General features: G+C 43.0%; 14 protein-coding genes and 5 tRNA genes. 8 read left to right on the top strand and 11 right to left on the bottom strand.

Features of this window, described 5'->3' with window-relative positions:
* The first annotated feature begins 126 nt into the window (after positions 1–126).
* From F946_RS07530 to F946_RS07505, 6 genes are all read left to right on the top strand, one after another.
* Complete coding sequence (locus F946_RS07530; RefSeq protein WP_004980787.1) at positions 127–3,396, top strand: LysM peptidoglycan-binding domain-containing protein; 3,270 nt, start codon at positions 127–129, stop codon at positions 3,394–3,396.
* Positions 3,397–3,431: 35 nt separating this feature from the next.
* The gene (locus F946_RS07525; protein WP_004980785.1) at positions 3,432–5,273 is read left to right on the top strand and encodes an extracellular solute-binding protein; all 1,842 of its coding nucleotides are present in this window, start codon (positions 3,432–3,434) and stop codon (positions 5,271–5,273) included.
* A gap of 18 nt (positions 5,274–5,291) precedes the next feature.
* Positions 5,292–6,353: a microcin C ABC transporter permease YejB gene (yejB, locus tag F946_RS07520; protein ID WP_035326609.1), complete on the top strand. Its 1,062-nt coding sequence runs from the start codon at positions 5,292–5,294 to the stop codon at positions 6,351–6,353.
* A complete protein-coding gene (locus F946_RS07515) occupies positions 6,353–7,363 on the top strand; it encodes an ABC transporter permease (RefSeq protein ID WP_004980782.1) in 1,011 nt (336 codons plus the stop codon). Before yejB ends, F946_RS07515 begins: the two co-directional genes overlap by 1 nt.
* Positions 7,341–8,930, top strand: coding sequence for an ABC transporter ATP-binding protein (locus F946_RS07510; protein WP_004980779.1), 1,590 nt, complete (start codon positions 7,341–7,343; stop codon positions 8,928–8,930). Before F946_RS07515 ends, F946_RS07510 begins: the two co-directional genes overlap by 23 nt.
* 119 nt (positions 8,931–9,049) lie before the next feature.
* Positions 9,050–10,294 carry an NADH:flavin oxidoreductase/NADH oxidase family protein gene (locus F946_RS07505; RefSeq protein WP_004980778.1) on the top strand — a complete coding sequence of 415 codons (1,245 nt, stop codon included), beginning with the start codon at positions 9,050–9,052 and terminating at the stop codon, positions 10,292–10,294.
* Positions 10,295–10,302: 8 nt separating this feature from the next.
* Here the strand turns inward: F946_RS07505 and F946_RS07500 are convergent, their stop codons facing one another.
* Positions 10,303–10,968, bottom strand: a complete 666-nt coding sequence (locus tag F946_RS07500) for a glutathione binding-like protein (RefSeq protein WP_004980775.1) — start codon at positions 10,966–10,968, stop codon at positions 10,303–10,305.
* A gap of 62 nt (positions 10,969–11,030) precedes the next feature.
* On the opposite strand from F946_RS07500, the gene F946_RS07495 reads away from it, so the two are divergent.
* Entirely contained in the window at positions 11,031–11,639 is a 609-nt protein-coding gene (locus F946_RS07495; protein WP_004980773.1) for a YiiX family permuted papain-like enzyme, read from the top strand.
* A 77-nt stretch (positions 11,640–11,716) separates the two neighbouring features.
* Here the strand turns inward: F946_RS07495 and F946_RS07490 are convergent.
* From F946_RS07490 to pyrC, 10 genes are all read right to left on the bottom strand, one after another.
* Positions 11,717–11,792, bottom strand: a tRNA-Glu gene (locus tag F946_RS07490).
* Between the two features lie 47 nt (positions 11,793–11,839).
* Positions 11,840–11,915, bottom strand: a tRNA-Glu gene (locus F946_RS07485).
* Positions 11,916–11,939: 24 nt separating this feature from the next.
* Positions 11,940–12,015, bottom strand: a tRNA-Glu gene (locus tag F946_RS07480).
* Between the two features lie 132 nt (positions 12,016–12,147).
* Complete coding sequence (locus F946_RS07475) at positions 12,148–13,053, bottom strand: alpha/beta fold hydrolase (RefSeq protein ID WP_035326887.1); 906 nt, start codon at positions 13,051–13,053, stop codon at positions 12,148–12,150.
* An 80-nt stretch (positions 13,054–13,133) separates the two neighbouring features.
* Positions 13,134–14,546 (bottom strand): amino acid permease, encoded by a 1,413-nt coding sequence (locus tag F946_RS07470; protein WP_004980765.1) that lies wholly within the window; start codon positions 14,544–14,546, stop codon positions 13,134–13,136.
* 109 nt (positions 14,547–14,655) lie between these two features.
* Positions 14,656–14,731, bottom strand: a tRNA-Glu gene (locus F946_RS07465).
* 175 nt (positions 14,732–14,906) lie between these two features.
* Positions 14,907–16,346: an amino acid permease gene (locus tag F946_RS07460; RefSeq protein WP_004980763.1), complete on the bottom strand. Its 1,440-nt coding sequence runs from the start codon at positions 16,344–16,346 to the stop codon at positions 14,907–14,909.
* Between the two features lie 412 nt (positions 16,347–16,758).
* A tRNA-Glu gene (locus F946_RS07455) sits at positions 16,759–16,834 on the bottom strand.
* A gap of 20 nt (positions 16,835–16,854) precedes the next feature.
* On the bottom strand, positions 16,855–17,514 hold the full coding sequence (rnt, locus tag F946_RS07450) for a ribonuclease T (protein WP_005399764.1): 660 nt from the start codon (positions 17,512–17,514) through the stop codon (positions 16,855–16,857).
* The gene (gene pyrC / locus F946_RS07445) at positions 17,499–18,533 is read right to left on the bottom strand and encodes a dihydroorotase (protein WP_010326368.1); all 1,035 of its coding nucleotides are present in this window, start codon (positions 18,531–18,533) and stop codon (positions 17,499–17,501) included. Before pyrC ends, rnt begins: the two co-directional genes overlap by 16 nt.
* 151 nt (positions 18,534–18,684) lie before the next feature.
* On the opposite strand from pyrC, the gene F946_RS07440 reads away from it, so the two are divergent.
* Positions 18,685–19,947, top strand: coding sequence for a GGDEF domain-containing protein (locus F946_RS07440; RefSeq protein ID WP_004980757.1), 1,263 nt, complete (start codon positions 18,685–18,687; stop codon positions 19,945–19,947).
* Positions 19,948–19,999 lie beyond the last annotated feature (52 nt).

Below are 19,999 nucleotides of genomic sequence, written 5' to 3'. Positions count from 1 at the left end.
GCTTTTTTAATTTCTTGTAACATTTATACTGATTTCAAGTTAAATTAACGCCTTGTGTCTGCGGCGTGCTTTACTACAATGGCAGATCTAAAAAATAAATTTTATACGAGTTGTTTGGATTTTCTTATGTATAAGTCAGCTGCCATTTTTGGCCAACCGATGTTACCGACATTATTTAAAATTACAGTACTCGGTTCAGCACTTGCGACACTTGGACTGGCTGGTTGTTCCTCGACGCAAAGTGCAACGCAAACATCTAAATCCAAACAAGTCGGATCGAACTACTTAGACGCAAATAGCCTAGATTCTTTAGAAGATTTACTTTCTGCAACAGACATGCGTGCGGTGGAAGGGGATCGACTGTTGGTGTTAAAGCACGGTGACGTTTGGAAGCGTATGACCGTGGGCTTTAAAATGAACAGCGATCATTGGAATCCACGTATTGATGCACAGCGCGGGTGGTTCATTTCACGCCAACCGTATTTGGATCGTTTAAGTGCACGTGCTTCACGTTATTTGTATCACACCGTTAAAGAAGCGGAGCGTCGCGGTTTACCAACAGAGCTGGCTCTACTGCCTGTGATTGAAAGTTCGTATGACCCTGCTGCAACCAGTAGTGCTGCGGCTGCAGGCTTATGGCAGTTTATTCCAAGTACTGGACGTATTTATGGCTTAAAACAAAGTAGCCAATATGACGGACGCCGTGATGTGGTGGAGTCAACGCGTGCTGCGTATGAGTTCTTGGGTAGTTTATATAACCAGTTTGGTTCGTGGGAACTTGCGCTAGCGGCTTATAATGCAGGTCCAGGTCGTATTCAACAAGCAATTAACCGTAATAAAGCCGCAGGTTTGCCGACGGACTATTGGTCATTAAAACTGCCAGCAGAAACCATGAACTATGTGCCACGTTTCTTGGCGGTTGCGCAGATCATTAAAAATCCAAATGCCTATAACATCAATTTACCACCGATTGCGAACCGTCCGCACTTTAGAGAAGTTACTGTGGGCGCGGTGAGTCTAAATGAAGTTGCATCGATTACTGGTTTAAGTCGTGCCGAGCTGTATCAGTTAAATCCGGGACACCGTGGTGAATGGATTGATGGTGCAAGTCCAATGCGGATTTTAATTCCTGCAGACTTAAGTCCTTCAGTGGATGTACGTTTGAAAAAATTACAGGGTGGTTCAGGCGGCTTGTGGGCATCTGCAAATACCAAACTGCCTGAAAATAACCAAACGATTCAACCAAGCAAAATTGAACCGCCGACCTTAAACACCAAAGCGATCACACCGTCGAAAACTACACCACCTGTTTTAGCGACGACAACAACAAAAAACACAACAGGAAAGCCTGTCACTTCGTCTACAGTAACGTCGTCGAGCAGTACTGCTCTTGCGACGCCGCCTCGTGGTTCAACGCCTAAAGGGTCTAATGCACTGGCTGCTTTTGCTGCTAATAGCGATATTCCAAGTGCGCCGCGTATTCCAGTTGCGGTTACGCCAGCGACCCCAGTGAAACCAGTTTCCGTTGAGCCACCAATTTCAGCAGCAGAGCGTGAGCAGTTAACCGCGGCAATTCAAGCCGAAGGTCAAAGCAAAACTGTCGATGAAGTTCTGAAACCAGTTGCGACGAAAGCAGAACAAGCTGAAGTGGTAGCTGAAATTCAAGCTTTGGCCCCTCAAGGCACAGAAATTGTAGATCCTCTGGATGGTAAAATTAAGCTGACTGCAATTCAAACCAGTCAGTCAGTGGCTGAACTGCAAGGCAAAGAGTTAACCAAAGGTTTTGCTTATCCAAAGTCTGTGGCTGACAATACCCGCTTAGATTCAGATGAAGTGAAGCGGAATCAAGGCAAAAACTTTGTTAAGACTGACTCTGAAATTGTGATTGTGCCGCCAAAAGGTAAACGTTCAACTTATACCGTACAACCGGGTGATACTTTGGCGCTGATTGCTGCCAAAAATGGGGTGAACTGGCGTGATGTGGCGAAGTGGAACCAAATGGATGCCAATGCCACACTTTATGTAGGTACATCAATTTATTTATATGATGCAAAACCACAAGCTGAAAAAGTTGAAGTGCGTTCTACTGTGAAAGCTGAGACTAAACCCGAGAGTTATACCGTTCGTGCCAATGATACCTTAACCGGTATCGCGGATGAGTTTGGTTTAAGCTTAAAACAGTTGGCTGACTATAACGGTTTAAGCGTGACGAGTGGTGTACGTGTGGGGCAAAAGCTTTTTTTAAAAGAAACAGCACAATCGCGAGCAAAAACTAACGATGAGAAAGCTACGAGCCAAACTAAAGTAGCAACTCAGTCGTATACGGTGAAACGTGGCGAATATCTGAAACTGATTGCAGACCGTTATGCGCTGTCAAATCAAGAATTGGCAGATTTAACACTGGGTTTAAATGCGGGCAGCAACCTGTTGGTGGGACAAAAAATTAATGTGCCACTCAATGAGGTCAAAAGCTTAACGACAAGTAGTGCCAAAGCATCTCCAGTCAAAGCTGAGCCACAGTTCAAAGTTGAAAGTTATAAAGTACAACGTGGTGACACATTGTATAGCATTGCATCACAGTCGAAGATGAGCTTGTCGGAGTTGGCTGATCTCAATAATCTGTCAACCAATAGCGGCTTGCAAGTGGGTCAAAGTATTAAGATCCCTGCGGGTTCAACCGTGCCAGATACTTATACCGTTCAGTCGGGGGACTCATTAACTGCGATTGCTTCGAAATATAATTTGGGTATGGATTATATTGCTGACCTCAACAATATGAGTCGTACAGCGGGCTTACGTGCAGGTCAAAAGCTCAAATTAACGGGTGAAGTGACTACTATTGAAACTCCTAAAACAGTCGAAAAACAAACCACTGTAAGTAATAACTCAACCGATATTCACGTGGTGAAATCGGGTGAAACCCTAAATAGCATTGCGCGTAAATATCACTTGCAACTGAACTATTTGGCTGAATTGAACAACTTGAGCCGTACAGCGAATGTTCGTGTTGGTCAGCGTTTAAAAATTGAAGGTGATGTTGATTCAGCTCCAATCAAAACAGAAACAGTGGCAGCAAAGCCACAAGCAACTTCTAGCCGTGCAACTGAAGCTTATAAAGTGAAGTCAGGTGAGTCGTTAAACTCAATTGCAAACCGTGCTGGGATGTCTGTGTCAGAGCTTGCTAGTTTAAATAATCTGAGTCCGCGTGCGGGCTTACAAGTTGGGCAGACCATTCAAATTCCAAAACTGATTTCACAGTACACGGTGAAACGTGGTGATACCTTAATTGGACTGGCAAGTCGTTATGGTATGGACACTTCGCAATTGGCTGAGCTCAATGACATTAAACCGAATACGCAGTTGCGCATTGGCGATGTAATTAAGGTGCCGAACTAGTATTGAGTTGAAATGCAATTTCAGAGAAATCCCCGATGAAGGTTAGAATAACACTCTTGCTGTTCAGCCTTGTAACGATTCCTTTAAAGGCATGGTCTGCACTGCAGACCATGCCTTTTATTGCACCTTATGCTACGCCAAAATACAGCCAGTTGGATCATTTGCCTTATGCCAATGTGCAGGCGCCAAAGGGTGGCGAATTAACACGTGCAGTCATTGGGAGTTTTGATAACTTAAACAGCATGAATGGTCGCGGTACTGCGGTTGAGGGAACCAATTATTTATTTGACTCACTCATGAGTAGTTCTTTGGATGAGCCTGCGGTAATGTATCCATTGCTGGCAGAAAAGGTCAGCTATGACCCGAAAAATTTTAACGCTATCATTTTTCATTTAAATCCCAACGCACGGTTTAGTGATGGCAGTCTTGTTACCGCAGCCGATGTAAAGTTCAGTTTTGATATATTTCAAACCAAGTCCAATTTCGGCTTACAGATGTATTTGTCGGATTTAGCCAAGACCGAAGTGTTGTCCAAATACAGCGTCAAAATGCATTTTAAAACCCGAAATAATGTGGAAATGCCTTTGATTGTAGCCAGAATGCCAATTTATTCCAAAAAAGACTGGCAAGGCAAAGATTTTAGTAAAACTTCGATCAAACCGATTTTAGGATCAGGCCCTTATCTCTTAGAGAAAATCAATGCAGGGCAGCGGGTTATTTATAAGCGTAATCCAAACTATTGGGCCAGAGATTTAAAGGTCAACCAAGGGCGTTATAATTTTAACCGCGTGGGTTATGTGTACTATCGCAGCAAAGATATTGCTTTTACTGCGTTTAAGGCGGGTTTATATACCTTGCATGAGGAAGAGTCCGCACGACAATGGGTGACTGCCTATAACTTTCCCGCAGCGAAACAAGGTCTCGTTAAAAAATATCGCTTTAAGCATTTCAATCCGATTCCAACGCAAAGTTTTGTGTTTAATACCCGTCGTCAGCCTTTTCAAGATATTTATTTTCGCCAAGCTTTAACCTATGCCTACGATTTCGAATGGCAAAATAAAGCAATGTTCTATGGGCAATATCAACGTCTGCAAAGCTATTTTTCTAACAGTGAACTAGAGGCGAAGGGTCTGCCTTCGGCTGCTGAAATCAAAATATTGAAGCCTTATTTGGCGAAATTGCATCCCGTACAGCGAGATGGTGTTTTAAAGAACTGGCGTTATTCAGCTTCAGAAGGATCGGGCTATAATCGAAATAATTTACTCATCGCACGACAGATTTTATTAAAAAATGGCTATACATATAATGCAAAAGGTCAACTGTTAGATCGGAAAAATAAGCCGATTCAGTTTGAGTTTCTGATTCAGCCGAGTGATGCTGTACGTGAAATTACGCCTTTTGTTCGCCATCTAAAGCGCCTAGGAATACAGCTGAACATTCGACAGGTTGATACACCGCAGTACTATGAGCGTATGCGGACTCAAGATTTTGATATGACCCTACAAACGATGCCACAGTCTTTGACACCGGGCAAAGAACAGGTGCAACTGTGGGGCAGTGCTTCAGCCCATCAGGTGGGAAATTATAATTATTCGGGTATTCAAAATCCGGTGATTGATCAGATGATTCAACAGTTGATTCAAGTGCCTGATCGTAAGCAAGTGGTCGTGCAAACGCGTATTTTAGATCGATTACTGCGTGCGGGTTATTATCAAATTCCGACCTATGGTAAAGCGGATCAATGGTATGCCTATTGGAACATGTATCAAAAACCGGCACGGAGTCCACAGTTGCATGTCGGTTTGGATTATTGGTGGAGTGATGCCAAACAGGCAAAAAAGGTGAGTCAGTATTTAGGTCAGGCAGCCAAGCCATAAGCTGGTATAGGGGGGGAGATGCGTATGTATATATTCAAAAGGCTGTTGCTGATCGTTCCGACCTTATTTCTGATTTTGCTGATCAATTTTGCTGTGATCCAAATTGCACCTGGTGGGCCTGTTGAGCAAGCCATTCAACAAGCGGAAGCTATGCAAACTTTGGGTAATTTGGGCGGTGCAGGTGGAGGCTCAAATGTCTATCAAGGCGCGCAAGGACTCAGTGATGAAATGCTCGCAAAGATCAAAGCACATTATGGTTTTGATCAGCCTATGCATATACGCTTTTTTGAAATGGTAAAAAATTATGCGCAACTGGACTTCGGTACAAGCTTTTTTAAAGACCAACCTGTTACAGCATTGATTAAGGATAAATTACCTGTATCCGTGTCCTTGGGGCTGTGGAGTGCTTTACTGATTTATCTGATTTCCATTCCTTTGGGCATTAAAAAAGCACGATTGCACGGCACGGTGTTTGATCAGTCTACATCGCTCCTGTTGGCAGTGGCTTATGCAGTTCCTGCGTTTATTTTTGCAATTCTCCTGATTGTCTTTTTTGCAGGCGGTTCTTATTTCCAATGGTTCCCCTTGCAAGGTTTGGTCTCGGAAAATTTTGCAGACTTGTCACTATGGGGCAAAATTAAAGATTATTTTTGGCATATGGCTTTACCGCTTTTAGCGATGGTGATTGGTGGCTTTGCCACGGTGACTTATCTCACTAAGTACTCGTTTATGGAAGAGCTAGGCAAGCCTTATGTGCTGACGGCACGTTCCAAAGGCCTGACCGAGTCTCAAGTGTTGTATGGTCATGTGTTTCGCAATGCGATACTGATTGTGGTGGCTGGGTTGCCTGAAGCTTTAATCGCTTACTTCTTTGTGGGCAATTTATTTATTGAGATCATATTTAATCTGGATGGTTTAGGTTTATTAGGATTTGAAGCCATTGTGCAGCGTGACTATCCTGTGATTTTTGGCACATTGTTTATTTTTACTTTGTTGGGCTTGCTGCTACGTCTGATTGGCGATGTGTTGTATCAGCTGATTGATCCGCGAATTCATTTTGATTCGCAAGGGAGAGGCTGATGTCACCTATTTTACAGGCAGGTTTCAAGCGATTTAAGCAAAATAAGCTTGGTCTCAGTTGTTGTATTTTATTTCTTTGTGTTTTTGTACTGTCTTTAGCTGCAGAATTGATCGCGAATGATAAGCCGCTGTTGCTTAAGTATGATAATGCTTTGTATTTCCCTGTATTGAAACACTATCCAGAAACGACTTTTGGCGGTGTTTTCGAAACTGAAACTGAATATAAAGATCCAGTGGTACAGCAGCTGATTCAAGCAAAAGGTTGGGCTGTTTGGCCGTTAATTCAATATTCATATCAAACTCCCAATGTAGATTTGGCGGTTCCAGTACCCTCACCACCTACGATGCAAAATTGGCTCGGGACAGATGACCAAGGTCGTGATGTCTTAGCGCGCGTGTTGTATGGTTTACGTGTCTCATTGCTGTTCGGTTTTATTTTGACTTTCAGTTCAGCTGTACTGGGCATAGTGATTGGAGCAATACAAGGTTATTACGGTGGTTGGATCGATTTAATCGGGCAGCGTATTTTAGAAGTGTGGGGCGGGTTACCCATGCTTTTCATGGTGATGATTTTAGTCAGTATGTTTAGCCCAAATATTTACTGGCTGTTTTTAATCATGCTGTTATTCAGTTGGACAATTTTAGTTCCACTGGTACGTGCTGAGTTTTTAAGGGCCCGTCAGCTAGACTATGTCCGTGCCGCGCGAAGTTTAGGTGTCACCAACCGAGCTATTATCTTTCGGCATATTTTACCCAATGCAATCAGCTCTAGCCTGTCACAACTGCCTTTTATTTTAACTGCCAATATTACTGCGTTAACCGCATTGGATTTCTTGGGTTATGGCCTACCGCCTGATGCGGCATCATTGGGCGAGCTTTTGTTACAAGGCAAGAATAATTTAAATGCACCATGGTTGGCACTGTCTGGCTTTTTCAGCTTGGCCATTGTGCTTGCGTTGTTGATGTATATCGGGGAGGCTTTGCGCGATGCATTTGACCCTAGACGCTAATAGTCCAGCCTCCATACTTAAAGTGAATGCACTGAGCATTCACAGTTCAGAACGGGTATTGGTCGATCAGCTCAGTTTTGAACTACATGCTGGGCAGACTTTAGCACTGGTTGGAGAGAGCGGTTCAGGAAAATCGATCAGTGCTTTAGCCTTGATGGGGTTATTGCCGAAAGCATTGCAAGTGTACGGGTCATTACTGTTAGACGGAAAAGAGCTACTCGAGCTGAGCGATGATCAATTTAGGCAGATTCGTGGGCAAAAAATTGCAATGGTTTTTCAAGAGCCGATGACTGCCTTGAATTCTTTGCATCGAGTAGAAAAAATCATTGCCGAGACTTTATGGTTACAGGGCTGGTCTAAAAAGCAAGCGCGGCAACGAGTGATTGCCTTGCTAGAGGATGTGGGCATTCCAAATCCTGAAAGTATGTTGCAGCGTTTTCCTTATGAGCTGTCTGGTGGCCAACGCCAGCGGGTCATGATTGCTATGGCACTGGTGCAAGAGCCTGATATTTTGATTGCTGATGAGCCCACCACGGCACTAGATGTCATGCTGCAAGTTCAAATTTTAGACTTGCTGAAGTCTTTACAACAGCGCCATAACATGGCCATGATTTTGATTAGCCATGACCTCAACTTGGTGAAACACTATGCTGATGATGCCGTGGTCATCCATCAAGGTAAGGTCGTAGAGCAAGGGGCGGTTGCGCAGATTTTTGAGCAGTCGCAGTCTACTTATACTCAAAACTTACTCAATCATTCTTTTGGTCAAGCCATTAATGTACAAGATGCAGCACCTTTGCTCCGCTTAAAACAACTTGAGGTTAAATTTCCGATTAAAAAAGGCTGGTTTAATCGCACGACACAGTATCTTGCTGCGGTTGAAGCTTTGGACTTGAGCTTGGCTCAAGGGCATTCTTTGGGAGTGGTGGGGGAAAGTGGTGCAGGCAAAAGTTCTTTGGCACTGGCCGTAGCAAGGCTGATTGAAAGTCGAGGAAAGATCCAGTTTGGAGAACATGATTTAAACCAACTCTCGCAAAAGGCATTACGTCCGCTTCGCGGTGATTTTCAAATTGTCTTTCAAGACCCGTTCGCAAGTTTGAACCCACGGATGAGTGTTGAGCAAATTATTGCAGAAGGTTTGACTTTAAAGCCTTTATCTTCATTTGAGAGGACACAGCGTGTTGAGAATGTCTTAACTCAGGTGGAGTTACCTGTCACATTTAAAAACTATTATCCACATGAGCTATCTGGTGGGCAGAGGCAGCGTGTGGCTTTGGCGAGAGCCTTGGTGCTTCAACCTAAACTGTTGATTTTAGATGAACCAACTTCGGCCTTAGACCGAAGTACGCAGCGTTCAATTGTGGCGTTATTACGACGTCTACAACACGAGCAGGGCATGAGTTATTTGTTTATTAGTCATGACTTACAAGTGGTGCGGGCACTCTGCCAACAGATTTTGGTCTTGCGACATGCCAAAGTAGTGGAATTACAAGCCACTGAACAGCTTTTTGAGCAACCGCAGTCTGACTACACACGTCAACTGATTCAAGCCAGTCAGTATCAGTAAAATCAGTTTTCTAAATAAAAGGCTGGAAATTTTGACAAAATGAATTGTCAAATTTTCTTGACTGTGGCCAAAAAACACATAGAGTAAAAACACTAAAAAATATTAAAGGATGAATTTTCATGAACCAGCTTGCAAGCGCAATCGACATTGGGCAGGTCCATTTTAAAAATAAGATGATTAAAGGGGCGATGAGTGAAGCACTCGCCAATCATGCAGGCCAGCCGAATCATTTGCACTTAGGCTTGTATGAGGCTTGGGCAAAAGGAGGCCTAGGCTGTGCCATTACAGGCAATGTGATGGTGGACTTCCGAGCTAAAAATGAACCAGGCGTGGTGGTGATTGAAACCGAACGTGACTTAGAACCACTAAAACAATGGGCTGCGATTGGTAAAAAACATGGCATGGTGCAGTTGGTACAGTTGTCACATCCAGGGCGTCAGTGTCCTAAGGGTTTAAATAAGGAAACGGTTGCACCTTCAGCAGTACCGTTTAGTCCCGCTTTAGCAATGAGCTTTGGAACGCCGCGAGCGCTTCGTGAAGATGAAATCCTAGATATTATCCAACGTTTTGCAACTTCAGCCGCCATCTGTGAAAAAGCGGGCTTTGAAGGCGTGCAATTACATGGTGCGCATGGCTATCTCATCAGTCAGTTTTTATCACCTTTGACCAATAAACGCCAAGATCAATGGGGTGGCTCTGCTGAAAACCGCATGCGTTTTTTATTGGAAATTTATAAAGCGGTACGTGCGGCAACGTCAGAGCAGTTTATTATTTCGGTCAAACTCAACTCGGCAGACTTCCAGCGTGGCGGGATTACTGAAGAGGATGTAATCGCTACATTTAAAGCCATTGATGCTGCTGGGATTGATTTGATTGAGATTTCAGGCGGCAGCTATGAAGCACCTGCGATGGCTGGGGTGAAGCAAGAAAAACGTAAGGCATCGACCATTGCTCGTGAGGCTTACTTTTTGGAGTTTGCTGAAAAAATTCGTGAACAAGTCCAGTGTAAGTTGATGGTGACAGGCGGTTTTCGTACTGCTGCGGGGATGAACGCAGCCTTAGAAAGTGGCGCATGTGATTTTATTGGGATGGCACGTCCATTTGCGGTAGAACCAGATATTACAGATCGTTTAATTGCAGGAAACGATGTGCGTTATGCAGTCGATAAGATTAAAACAGGCATTTCAATGATCGATAAAATGGCGATTATGGAAGTGATCTGGTATGCCGCACAATTTAAGGATATCGCAGAAGGTAAACAACCAAATCCGAAACTGTCACCGCTCAAAGTGTTTTTTAATTATTTAAAAGGCAATGTAAAGGCGGTGATTAAAGGGCAAGTCAACTCTAGAAAGTCAGCTTAAGCATAGCATTACTGCGTGATAGACCAATAGTGTTCAAAATAGGAAGCAGACCATTGCCCACGTGCCATTGCAGCATTGAAGGCAGGTCTGCTTTGTATTTGGGTGAAATAGTATTGAATGGCGTTATACTGAGCAAACTGTGGTGTGGCATAACTGGCCGCATAGAGTGGAAACCACATCAAGATATCTGCATAACTAAACACATCGCCTGCAAAGTATGAATGCGTGCTTAAGTGAATATCAATTTCTTTCAGTTGTCGATGTAGCTCAGGGTTTAAATAAGCGTGATTGAAGGCGCTTTGAAAGGCCAAACTCACAAAGCGTACAACCAAAGGTGTTTGTTGCTTAATGTGTTGGAAAACTTGTTTCAATGCCAAATTGGGCATGAGACTGGCATCGCTATAATGGCTATAAAAACAGAAGTTCCAATACTGTGTATGGTCATGGGGAATAATTAACTTCTGCTGTAGTTGGCATAAATATTCTACGATTGCGCTGCTTTCCGTAAGTCGTATCGTCTGAGTATCATGTGAAATGTCGAGCGTTGGAAATTTCAGATTCATTTGTCTAGCTTGAGTTGCATCATACGGCTTGAGTTCATAAGACAGCTCAAGTTCCTCAAGTAGCCAAAGAATACGCTGTGAACGTGAGTTTTGAAGATGATGTAAGATCATAAATATTTTTAGTTTTAAGTGATTGATCGTATCTATAAAAAGAAGAATAAAGGAAATCTAGGATGAAAAATAGAAATGTTGTGATTTTAAGTGCTGTTTCACTGTTGGTAAGTCCTCAACAGCTATGGGCGAATATGTCCTATCAAACAGGTGATATTATTTTTCACGTCTCGAAGTCTCAACAAAGTTTAGGGATACAAAAAGCGACCAAGTCTCGTTATAGCCATATGGGTTTAATTGTTCATAAAAATGGAAAAGCATGGGTTTTAGAGGCAGTTCAGCCTGTGAAATATACGGCACTTCAGCAGTGGATTGATCGCGGGGTTGAGCGGCATTATGTGGTGAAGCGCCTTAAAACGAATTTGACTGTTCAGCAAAAGCAGACGCTAATCAAGAACGCAGAACAATACTTAGGCCAGCCTTATGATCTTTATTTTGAGTGGGACAATCGTGCTTTATATTGCTCAGAAATAGTCTGGAAGGCCTATCATGATGCTTTAGGTATTGAGTTGGCTCCGTTATCCAAACTGAAGCAATTTGATTTAAGTTCGTCTGAAGTCAAGCAACTCATGCAACAGAGATATGGGCAAAACATTCCCTTGAATGAAACTGTGATTGCACCACAGACTATTTTTTCCTCGACCGCTTTGGTTGAAGTTGATCGTAAATGAACAGGGAATAAAAAAGCCCAAGTCATAATGCTTGGGCTTTTTTATGAGATGACTCTATAAAAAATCAATCTCGAATATGGCGTCCCTACGGGGATTCGAACCCCGGTTACCGCCGTGAAAGGGCGATGTCCTAGGCCTCTAGACGATAGGGACAGTACAGAAGTGATGTTTTAAAACCGATTACTTTTGATCTTAAGTAATGGCGTCCCTACGGGGATTCGAACCCCGGTTACCGCCGTGAAAGGGCGATGTCCTAGGCCTCTAGACGATAGGGACTTAATAAAACTTTACTTCTGAAATTGGCGTCCCTACGGGGATTCGAACCCCGGTTACCGCCGTGAAAGGGCGATGTCCTAGGCCTCTAGACGATAGGGACGTTTCAGAGGTGGGCGTATATTAGGGCGAAAATAGAGGGGTGTCAAACGCTTTTCTCTAAATAATTCCAGTTTTAAGTGTTGAGTGCATAAATTTAAAACAATCTAGATAAAATGATTAAAAATCATATGATTTAAGCCGATTTTTTAAGCAAACTTAGTAAGTTGTTGATGAACTCGGGATGGTGTAAATAGCCTTCGATCAGATGAGGATGAGCAAGATCGGTGGTGATTTGCTTGTTGATAATGGCAGGAGTAAAAGCAAATGGTTTTTGATTCAGTGGGAAAGCACTCAGAAAATCAGCATCTGAATAAAAATTGATCCAATTGCCATATAAAGCTGCAGGCCGTTGAATAGGTTGCTGTAAATGGCACTGGATAACGCGAAAGGCAAGTGGTGAACCGAGGGTAATCAGTGTTTGAATCTTAAGTTCAGGGTGTTGAATTAAATAATTATAGGCAATCACGCTGCCTAGAGAGTGGGCAATCACAATATTGGGTTTTGTACCGTGTAAGTGCTCATGCAGACGCGTATGCACGGTGTGGATGAAGTGTGGATTGGATAAATATAGATACGCTTCCATCAAAAAACGATGAATAAAGCTACTATGCAGCTCTGGGAAGTGGTTGATTAAACTGGCTAAGTCACGTAAGGCCAGATCTTTGCCGAGGAGGCTGATGTATTTAATTTTATTATTGAATGAGAGTTCATCTGAAATGGTGAGCTGAGGGTTTTTAGAAATTTCAGCTTGATGTTCGATATTGGGTGCAGCGGTGTGCGTCAGGTGAATAGGATGCAAAAAGGAAAAAGGAGACCAATGTTGTGGCATAAGGGTGCTGGCGTTGAGGGTGTTTTCTAAATGCTGACGTGTTAGAAGATCTCCATAAAAGGCCAGCCGACTGTGCCGCTGAAGATAGGGAAGGTCATCTGCGCGGCCAAGTTCGCTCAGTACCTGTTGTAAGATCACAAGCCAATGTTGAAGCAGAGTACGTGCAGTCTTGTGCTGCTGATTCATCCCATGAATCCATACAATATTCATCGTGTATGCACCGATGATGTACTTGATCAAAACAGTATAAAAAAAAGAGCGACCGAAGTCGCTCTTTTTAACAATACGGATTAAGTTTTCTTGTGATAAAAGGTGTAATAACTTGCATAACATACTGCAATAAACAATAAACAACCAAAGAAGCTAATACGCATACTTGGATCAAACACCATGCTGACGCAGGTGATAAAGCAGAAGATAAAGCCAAGGATTGGCACAATAGGAAACAGTGGCGCTGCAAAACCTAATTCTTCTTTTTTACGTCCTTGTTTATACCATTGGCGACGGAAGTTAAATTGGCTTAAGCAAATACTCATCCAAACGACGACCATGGTAAACGCTGCAATACCTAAAAGGTTTGTAAAAATGGCTTCAGGTGCAAACTGTTCAGACAGTAAACCCGGCATACCCCCAATCATGGTCACGATGACTGCCACGTAAGGGACACCACGTGCATTGATTTTTGAGAAGACTGCTGGCAACTGTTTTTGGTAAGACAACGACCACATCATACGCGAAGCGGCAAATAGTCCTGAGTTCGCAGCAGATAGCAACGCAGTGATAATCACAAAACGAATGATATCTTCAGCATAAGGAATGCCAATGTGCTGGAATACGGTTACAAATGGACTGCTACTCACGCCTTCAGCTGCTAAACCTGCTTCTTGATGCGGGAGGAGTGAAGTCACGACCAAGATGGTACCCACAAAGAAAATCAATAAGCGGAAAATCGCAGTATTGATGGCTTTGGGTACATTCTTAGCAGGATCTTTGGTTTCACCCGCAGCAACACCAATCAGCTCTGTACCAGAAAATGCAAAGTTCACGATCAACATGGTGGTAAAGATAGGGAACAAGCCTTCTGGGAACCAACCCTGAGCCGTTAAGTTGCTAAATAAAGGCGCAGCTTCATAGCCTCTGTAGCCAATCACGCCAAAAATAGCGAGTAGACCCAATAGAATAAAAATAACAACGGTGATAACTTTGACTAAAGCTAACCAAAACTCAGATTCAGCGAACCATTTGGTCGAGATCATATTTAAACTAAATACAAATGCACCAAAAATTAGAGTCCACATCCACATTGAACTATCTGGAAACCACTCCTGCATGAGAAGTGCAGCAGCTGTAAACTCGGTTCCTAGAGTGACGGACCACGTTAGCCAGTACAGCCATGTGATGGTATAACCTGAGCCTGGTCCGATGTAGCGTTTGGCATAAGCACCAAATGAACCAGACTCAGGCATATGAACAGCAAGTTCCCCTAAACACAGCATGACCATATATGCAATGATCCCGCCGAGGAAATAAGAAATAATGGCACCTACAGGCCCCGTTTGTGCAATGACTTCACCCGATCCTAAAAATAGGCCAGTCCCGATTGCGCCACCAAGCGAAATCATAACCAGATGTCGAGTACTCATAGCGCGTTTTAAAGGCGCAGAATTGCCCTGATGCGAAGCATCATTCGGAGATGAGTGCATAAGCGTTAATAAGTTCAGGAATGAAGCGGGCTATTGTAGTGAAAAACTGCAAATCTGCAATGAAATAATAGTAATTATGAATAAGTGTTGATCGGATAAGATCAAGAGATGGCGTCCCTACGGGGATTCGAACCCCGGTTACCGCCGTGAAAGGGCGATGTCCTAGGCCTCTAGACGATAGGGACGTTGCGAGGTGATGCGTATATTAAGGATTAAAGGCCTATTTGTCAAAAGGGTTTTTGCTCTGTGATGGTTGAAAGTTCAAACATTAGGCAAAACAAGTAATTAAATTGAATAAATTTTTTATTGTTGCAAAAGTGAGCCCAAAAAATAAGTTTGAGCTCACTTTGCTGAAGGTACTTAGTTTTTATTATGATAGAGCCAATAGTAACTGGCATAGCAAGCCGCCATAAAGAGCAAGCAGCCAATAAAACCTGAAAGCATTTCAGGGTCAGCCGCCATACTTAAGCCTGTTGCTGTACAGCAGATAAAGCCTAGGATCGGAACGAACGGATACCAAGGGGTACGGAATTTCAGCTCCGATAAAGCCCGCCCTTGCTTTAACCATTGGCGGCGGAAGTTAAATTGACTCCAGCAAATAATCATCCAGACAATCACCATGGTAAATGCTGCGACACCCATTAAGTTCTTAAAAATGACATCTGCACCAAACTGCTCAGAGAGCAAACCCGGCAAGCCACCAATCATGGTGACCCAAATGGCAATATAAGGCACCCCAGATTTACTTACTTTGGCAAAAAGCTTGGGGAGTTGGTTTTGTGAGGACAGGGCCCACATCATGCGTGATGCAGCATATAGGCCTGAGTTCGCGGTTGATAATAATGCCGTGATAATCACAAAACGGATAAAATCTTCAGCATAGGGAATACCCATTTGAGTGAATACAGTCACAAACGGACTGCTGCTTAAGCCACCATGCCCGCCCACTTGCAAACCCGTGTTGCTATAGCTGAGCAGGGAACTAATGACAATGATAGTGCCAACAAAGAAAATAATCAGGCGCCAAACCGCGGCATGAATAGCTTTGGGTACATTTTTTTCTGGGTTTTCAGTTTCACCTGCGGCAATGCCAATCATTTCTGTGCCATTAAAAGCGAAATTCACAATTAATAAGGTGGTAAACAAAGGAATAAGGCCATTTGGTAGCCAGCCTTGTGCGGTTAAGTTGTTGAATAAGGGTGCAGACTCATACCCCTGAAAAGGGATGATACCGAAGATACAGGCAAAGCCTAATAGAATGAAAATAAGTACAGTTGCGACTTTGATCATGGACAGCCAAAACTCAGACTCTGCAAAAGCTCGGGTTGAACTGAGGTTTGAAATCAGTACACCACTGGCAAAGATTAACGTCCATAACCAGATCGACGTTTGTGGGAACCATTCCTGTATCAAAATGGCTGCTGCTGTAAATTCGGTGCCGAGTGTTGCCGACCAGCCGAGCCAATACATCCACGACACCATATAACCTGTGCCAGGGCCAATATAACGTGTTGCAAAGGCACTAAATGAACCAGAAACAGGTAAATGTACTGCAAGCTCCCCGAGGCAAAGCATGACCATATATGCGATCAACCCGCCAATAATATAAGCCAGCACAGCACCAAGAGGGCCTGCCTGAGAGATCACTTCGCCTGAGCCCATGAACAGACCTGTACCAATGGCACCACCAAGCGATAACATGATCAGGTGGCGTGTGCTCATGGCACGTTTTAATGAGGTATTTTGCGTTGAATCAGTTGAATCAGTTGAAGACTGCGAAGGCGGCGTTGCAGATTGCATAGAAAATCAAACAATGGGCTTAAAGTTATATTCTAGTTTTTAATAAGATGAAAAATCACGTGAATTGAAATTTTCTGATGAACTTTGGCTATTAATTTAAAAAACAAATGCTTAAAGACTATTTTTTAGTGGTCGGGTGTTGGATAAGAAGAGTTGTTCTCAGTACTTGATTGTATTTCTTCTGCAACAGGGGCTTGTTTGATGTTATTGGTCCCTTGTTGGACAAACCATAAGTAAAAAATAGAAGGCGATAGAATCAATAAAAAGATTAAAATTTTTTTAAGCACAACAATCAACCTTGAAAAAAACGAAGCATCGCATAGCGAGCGCATGGTTAAAATTGAAATGAAACATCGGTGGTCAATCAGAACCGATTAAATGAAAAGTGGTGTTTTCTAGATATAGAATAAGATGGCGTCCCTACGGGGATTCGAACCCCGGTTACCGCCGTGAAAGGGCGATGTCCTAGGCCTCTAGACGATAGGGACGTTGCGAGGATGGCGGTATCTTATTGATCCGCCACCAGAGTGTCAAGTAGGTGTGGCGCGAGTTTGTTCAAAATATAACAGAACAGTTCAGCGGTTTTTTGAGTGTCGTATAAAGCCGAGTGGGCCTCTCTACCATCGAACTCAATCCCTGCTTGAATACATGACTTCGCAAGAACGGTTTGACCAAACATCACAGCACTTAAGGTGACGGTGTCAAATACAGAAAAACTGTGAAATGGGTTTTGATTTTTAGTCCCTGTACGTGCAATAGCTGCTTGTACAAAGCCTAAATCAAAGTGGGCGTTATGACCGACCAAGACCGCATGTGTACAGTTCTGTTGGCGACGGACTTCATTGACGGCTTTAAAAATACGTTTTAATGCTGTTTTTTCGTCTTCAGCCATAGCCATGCGCATCGGGTTAAAGGGATCAATACCAATAAAGTCTAATGAGCGACGGTCTAGATTTGCACCTTCGAATGGGTTGATATGCGCATGATGTGCAGGACCCGGTACAAATTGACCTTCTTCATTATAAATAATCGGAATTGCAGCAATTTCCAATAAGGCATCGGTCTGTGCATTAAAACCTGCTGTTTCGACATCGACAACAACAGGTAGAAAACCACGGAAACGCTGACCAATTATTGGCAATGTTTCATTTGTCACACTTTTCTCCATTGAATGGTTTTACCCGCATACAGCGGAATAATTTGTTCACCATCCAAATAGTCTAAACTCTCAGGGATGACTTGGTCTTCTTTTACCAGTGTAATTGTAGAAGTATTGCGCGGTAGACCGTAGAAATCTGCACCAAAGTGGCTGGCAAAACCTTCAAGGCGTTCAAGTTTACCCACTTGATCGAAGGCTTGAGCATAAAGTTCAATTGCCGTTGGTGCGCTGTAGCAACCTGCACATCCACATGCATTTTCTTTGGCATTTTTAGAGTGTGGTGCACTGTCTGTGCCTAAGAAAAACTTAGGGTTGGCACTGGTCGCAACTTCGAGCAAAGTTTGCTGATGCGTTTGACGTTTTAAAATGGGTAAACAATAGAAATGCGGTTTAATACCACCAACCAACATGTCATTACGGTTAAACAGTAAATGCTGTGGAGTAATGGTTGCAGCCACATTGCGGTCTTGCTCTAAAACAAAGTTGGCCGCTTCGCTGGTCGTAATGTGTTCTAAAACCAATTTCAGTTTTGGAAATTGTTTTAGCAACGGAGAAAGAACTTCGTCTAAGAAGCGTTTTTCACGATCGAAAATATCGACATGATTGTGTGTGACTTCACCATGCAGCAGTAATGGAACCTGATGTTCTTCAAGTTGCTCAATAACGGCATAGACTTTACGAATGTCGCTTACACCATTATCTGAGTTGGTGGTCGCGCCAGCAGGGTAGAGTTTAATGGCATTTACAAACTCAGAATTTTTAATTTTCTTGACTTCTTCAGGCGAAGTTGTGTCAGTAAAATACAATACCATGCGTGGGTCGAAGGCATTGCCTTCTGGTACATGCGCCATGATGCGTTCACGGTACGCATTCGCTTCCTCAACCGTTTTAACTGGCGGTACGGTATTTGGCATACAAATAGCGCGTGAAAACTGTTGGGCTAAATCGGGAACCGTACGTTGTAATGCAAGACCATCACGAAGGTGAGCGTGCCAATCATCTGGCTGGAGAATCGTAATCGTATTCAAGGCGATTTCTGTCAAAGAAATAAAACAGATGATAATGCATATGCGCCAAAAATGGTAATGACAAATAAAGGCATCTTGTCTGATTATTATGATTTATCTTTGTAATTTTGTGTTATTTTTAGGCAACTACAAGAATTAAATCTGGTCTGGTATGGAATATAAATACAACCTCGCCAAACTTCAGTACGATAAAGAAAAAATGGAAGAGCTGATTACACGACACAACCGTCGTATTGGTCAGGTTTTTCCTCAGAAATTAGAACAAGAGTTTTGGCGATTAAACTTAGAGCGCGCGCGTCGCAATATTAATGACTTTCTTTGGTCTGGTGTTTTGGCTTATTTTATTTTTGCCATTTTGACGATTCCGGGGGATTACTGGATTATTGAACAGTCTCATTTTAAACAAGATTTTATTCATTGCTTACTGGGGCTTTTAAATGGTGCGGTTTGTCTTTTGTTCCTTTATGTTTTTTCACATTTTACCAAGCTAAAGCCTTTTTTTGCTTATGCAGCCATGTTTGCTGTGTTTTGGGCTGTGGTCTCGACGACTTGGTTGACCATGTCGGTGCATACCGAAGCTTTGCGTCATCAAGCGATGATGATCATTTGCATGATTTATGTCTTGGGGTATTTGCTGACTGGGGTAAAACCAGGATATGTTTTTATGACTGGTATGGCAGCCGCTGGGGTTTCATTTTTAGTCCTGATTTCAACGCTGGTCAAGTTTGATGCGATCGTGATGGGGCGTGTAATGTTTGGTAGCTGTTTGCTGGGTTTTATCATCAGTCGTATGATTTACGCCCGCGAGCGCATCATTTTTTTAAATATTCGTCGCGCTAAAATTAGTGAAAAAATTCATCGAATACATACCTCAGAATTGCTGCATTTAAGTCAGAATGATGAGCTGACCAAGATCTCAAATCGGCGTAATTTTGACGAAATGATGGATACCTATTATGAGCAATCACGTCAGGATGAAACACCCTTGTCGATTTTGTTTATCGATGTTGATTTTTTCAAAAAATATAACGACTGTTATGGTCACCAAAAGGGCGATGATGTGATTTCATCGATTGCAAAATCTATTAAAAATGCGATTCGGCATATGGATTTTGTGGCGCGTTATGGCGGCGAAGAATTTGTGGTGTTATTGCCAGAAACTGATGCACATGGCGCTTATGCGGTTGCTTCAAATATTTACCGAGCGATTGAACGTTTGGAAATTCCACATGAAATGTCCGAAGTGTCTGCATTTGTCACCATTAGCTTAGGGATTACGGTCTTTAAAGGTGAGGTGGATTTGAGCAAAGTCGAGTTGTTGGGTATCGCAGATCAGGCTTTATACCGCGCCAAGCAATTGGGGCGTAATCAGATTTATTATCAGCCTTTAACCACATCGACTTGCATCGAATAAATCGCTGAAATAAAAAAACCGCTCATAAGAGCGGTTTTTTGACATTCAATAA

This window comes from Acinetobacter johnsonii ANC 3681 (genome assembly GCF_000368805.1).
In the GTDB taxonomy this organism is placed as follows: Bacteria; Pseudomonadota; Gammaproteobacteria; order Pseudomonadales; family Moraxellaceae; genus Acinetobacter; species Acinetobacter johnsonii.
This window is presented reverse-complemented; position numbering and strand designations above follow the sequence as displayed.

Bases quoted from the DNA above. Each gene is read 5' to 3' on its own strand.
- F946_RS07530 (WP_004980787.1), top strand. From the start codon at position 127: ATGTATAAGTCAGCTGCCATTTTTGGCCAACCGATGTTACCGACATTA.
- F946_RS07525 (WP_004980785.1), top strand. From the start codon at position 3,432: ATGAAGGTTAGAATAACACTCTTGCTGTTCAGCCTTGTAACGATTCCT.
- yejB (WP_035326609.1), top strand. From the start codon at position 5,292: ATGCGTATGTATATATTCAAAAGGCTGTTGCTGATCGTTCCGACCTTA.
- F946_RS07515 (WP_004980782.1), top strand. From the start codon at position 6,353: ATGTCACCTATTTTACAGGCAGGTTTCAAGCGATTTAAGCAAAATAAG.
- F946_RS07510 (WP_004980779.1), top strand. From the start codon at position 7,341: ATGCATTTGACCCTAGACGCTAATAGTCCAGCCTCCATACTTAAAGTG.
- F946_RS07505 (WP_004980778.1), top strand. From the start codon at position 9,050: ATGAACCAGCTTGCAAGCGCAATCGACATTGGGCAGGTCCATTTTAAA.
- F946_RS07500 (WP_004980775.1), bottom strand. From the start codon at position 10,968: ATGATCTTACATCATCTTCAAAACTCACGTTCACAGCGTATTCTTTGG.
- F946_RS07495 (WP_004980773.1), top strand. From the start codon at position 11,031: ATGAAAAATAGAAATGTTGTGATTTTAAGTGCTGTTTCACTGTTGGTA.
- F946_RS07475 (WP_035326887.1), bottom strand. From the start codon at position 13,053: ATGAATATTGTATGGATTCATGGGATGAATCAGCAGCACAAGACTGCA.
- F946_RS07470 (WP_004980765.1), bottom strand. From the start codon at position 14,546: ATGCACTCATCTCCGAATGATGCTTCGCATCAGGGCAATTCTGCGCCT.
- F946_RS07460 (WP_004980763.1), bottom strand. From the start codon at position 16,346: ATGCAATCTGCAACGCCGCCTTCGCAGTCTTCAACTGATTCAACTGAT.
- rnt (WP_005399764.1), bottom strand. From the start codon at position 17,514: ATGGAGAAAAGTGTGACAAATGAAACATTGCCAATAATTGGTCAGCGT.
- F946_RS07440 (WP_004980757.1), top strand. From the start codon at position 18,685: ATGGAATATAAATACAACCTCGCCAAACTTCAGTACGATAAAGAAAAA.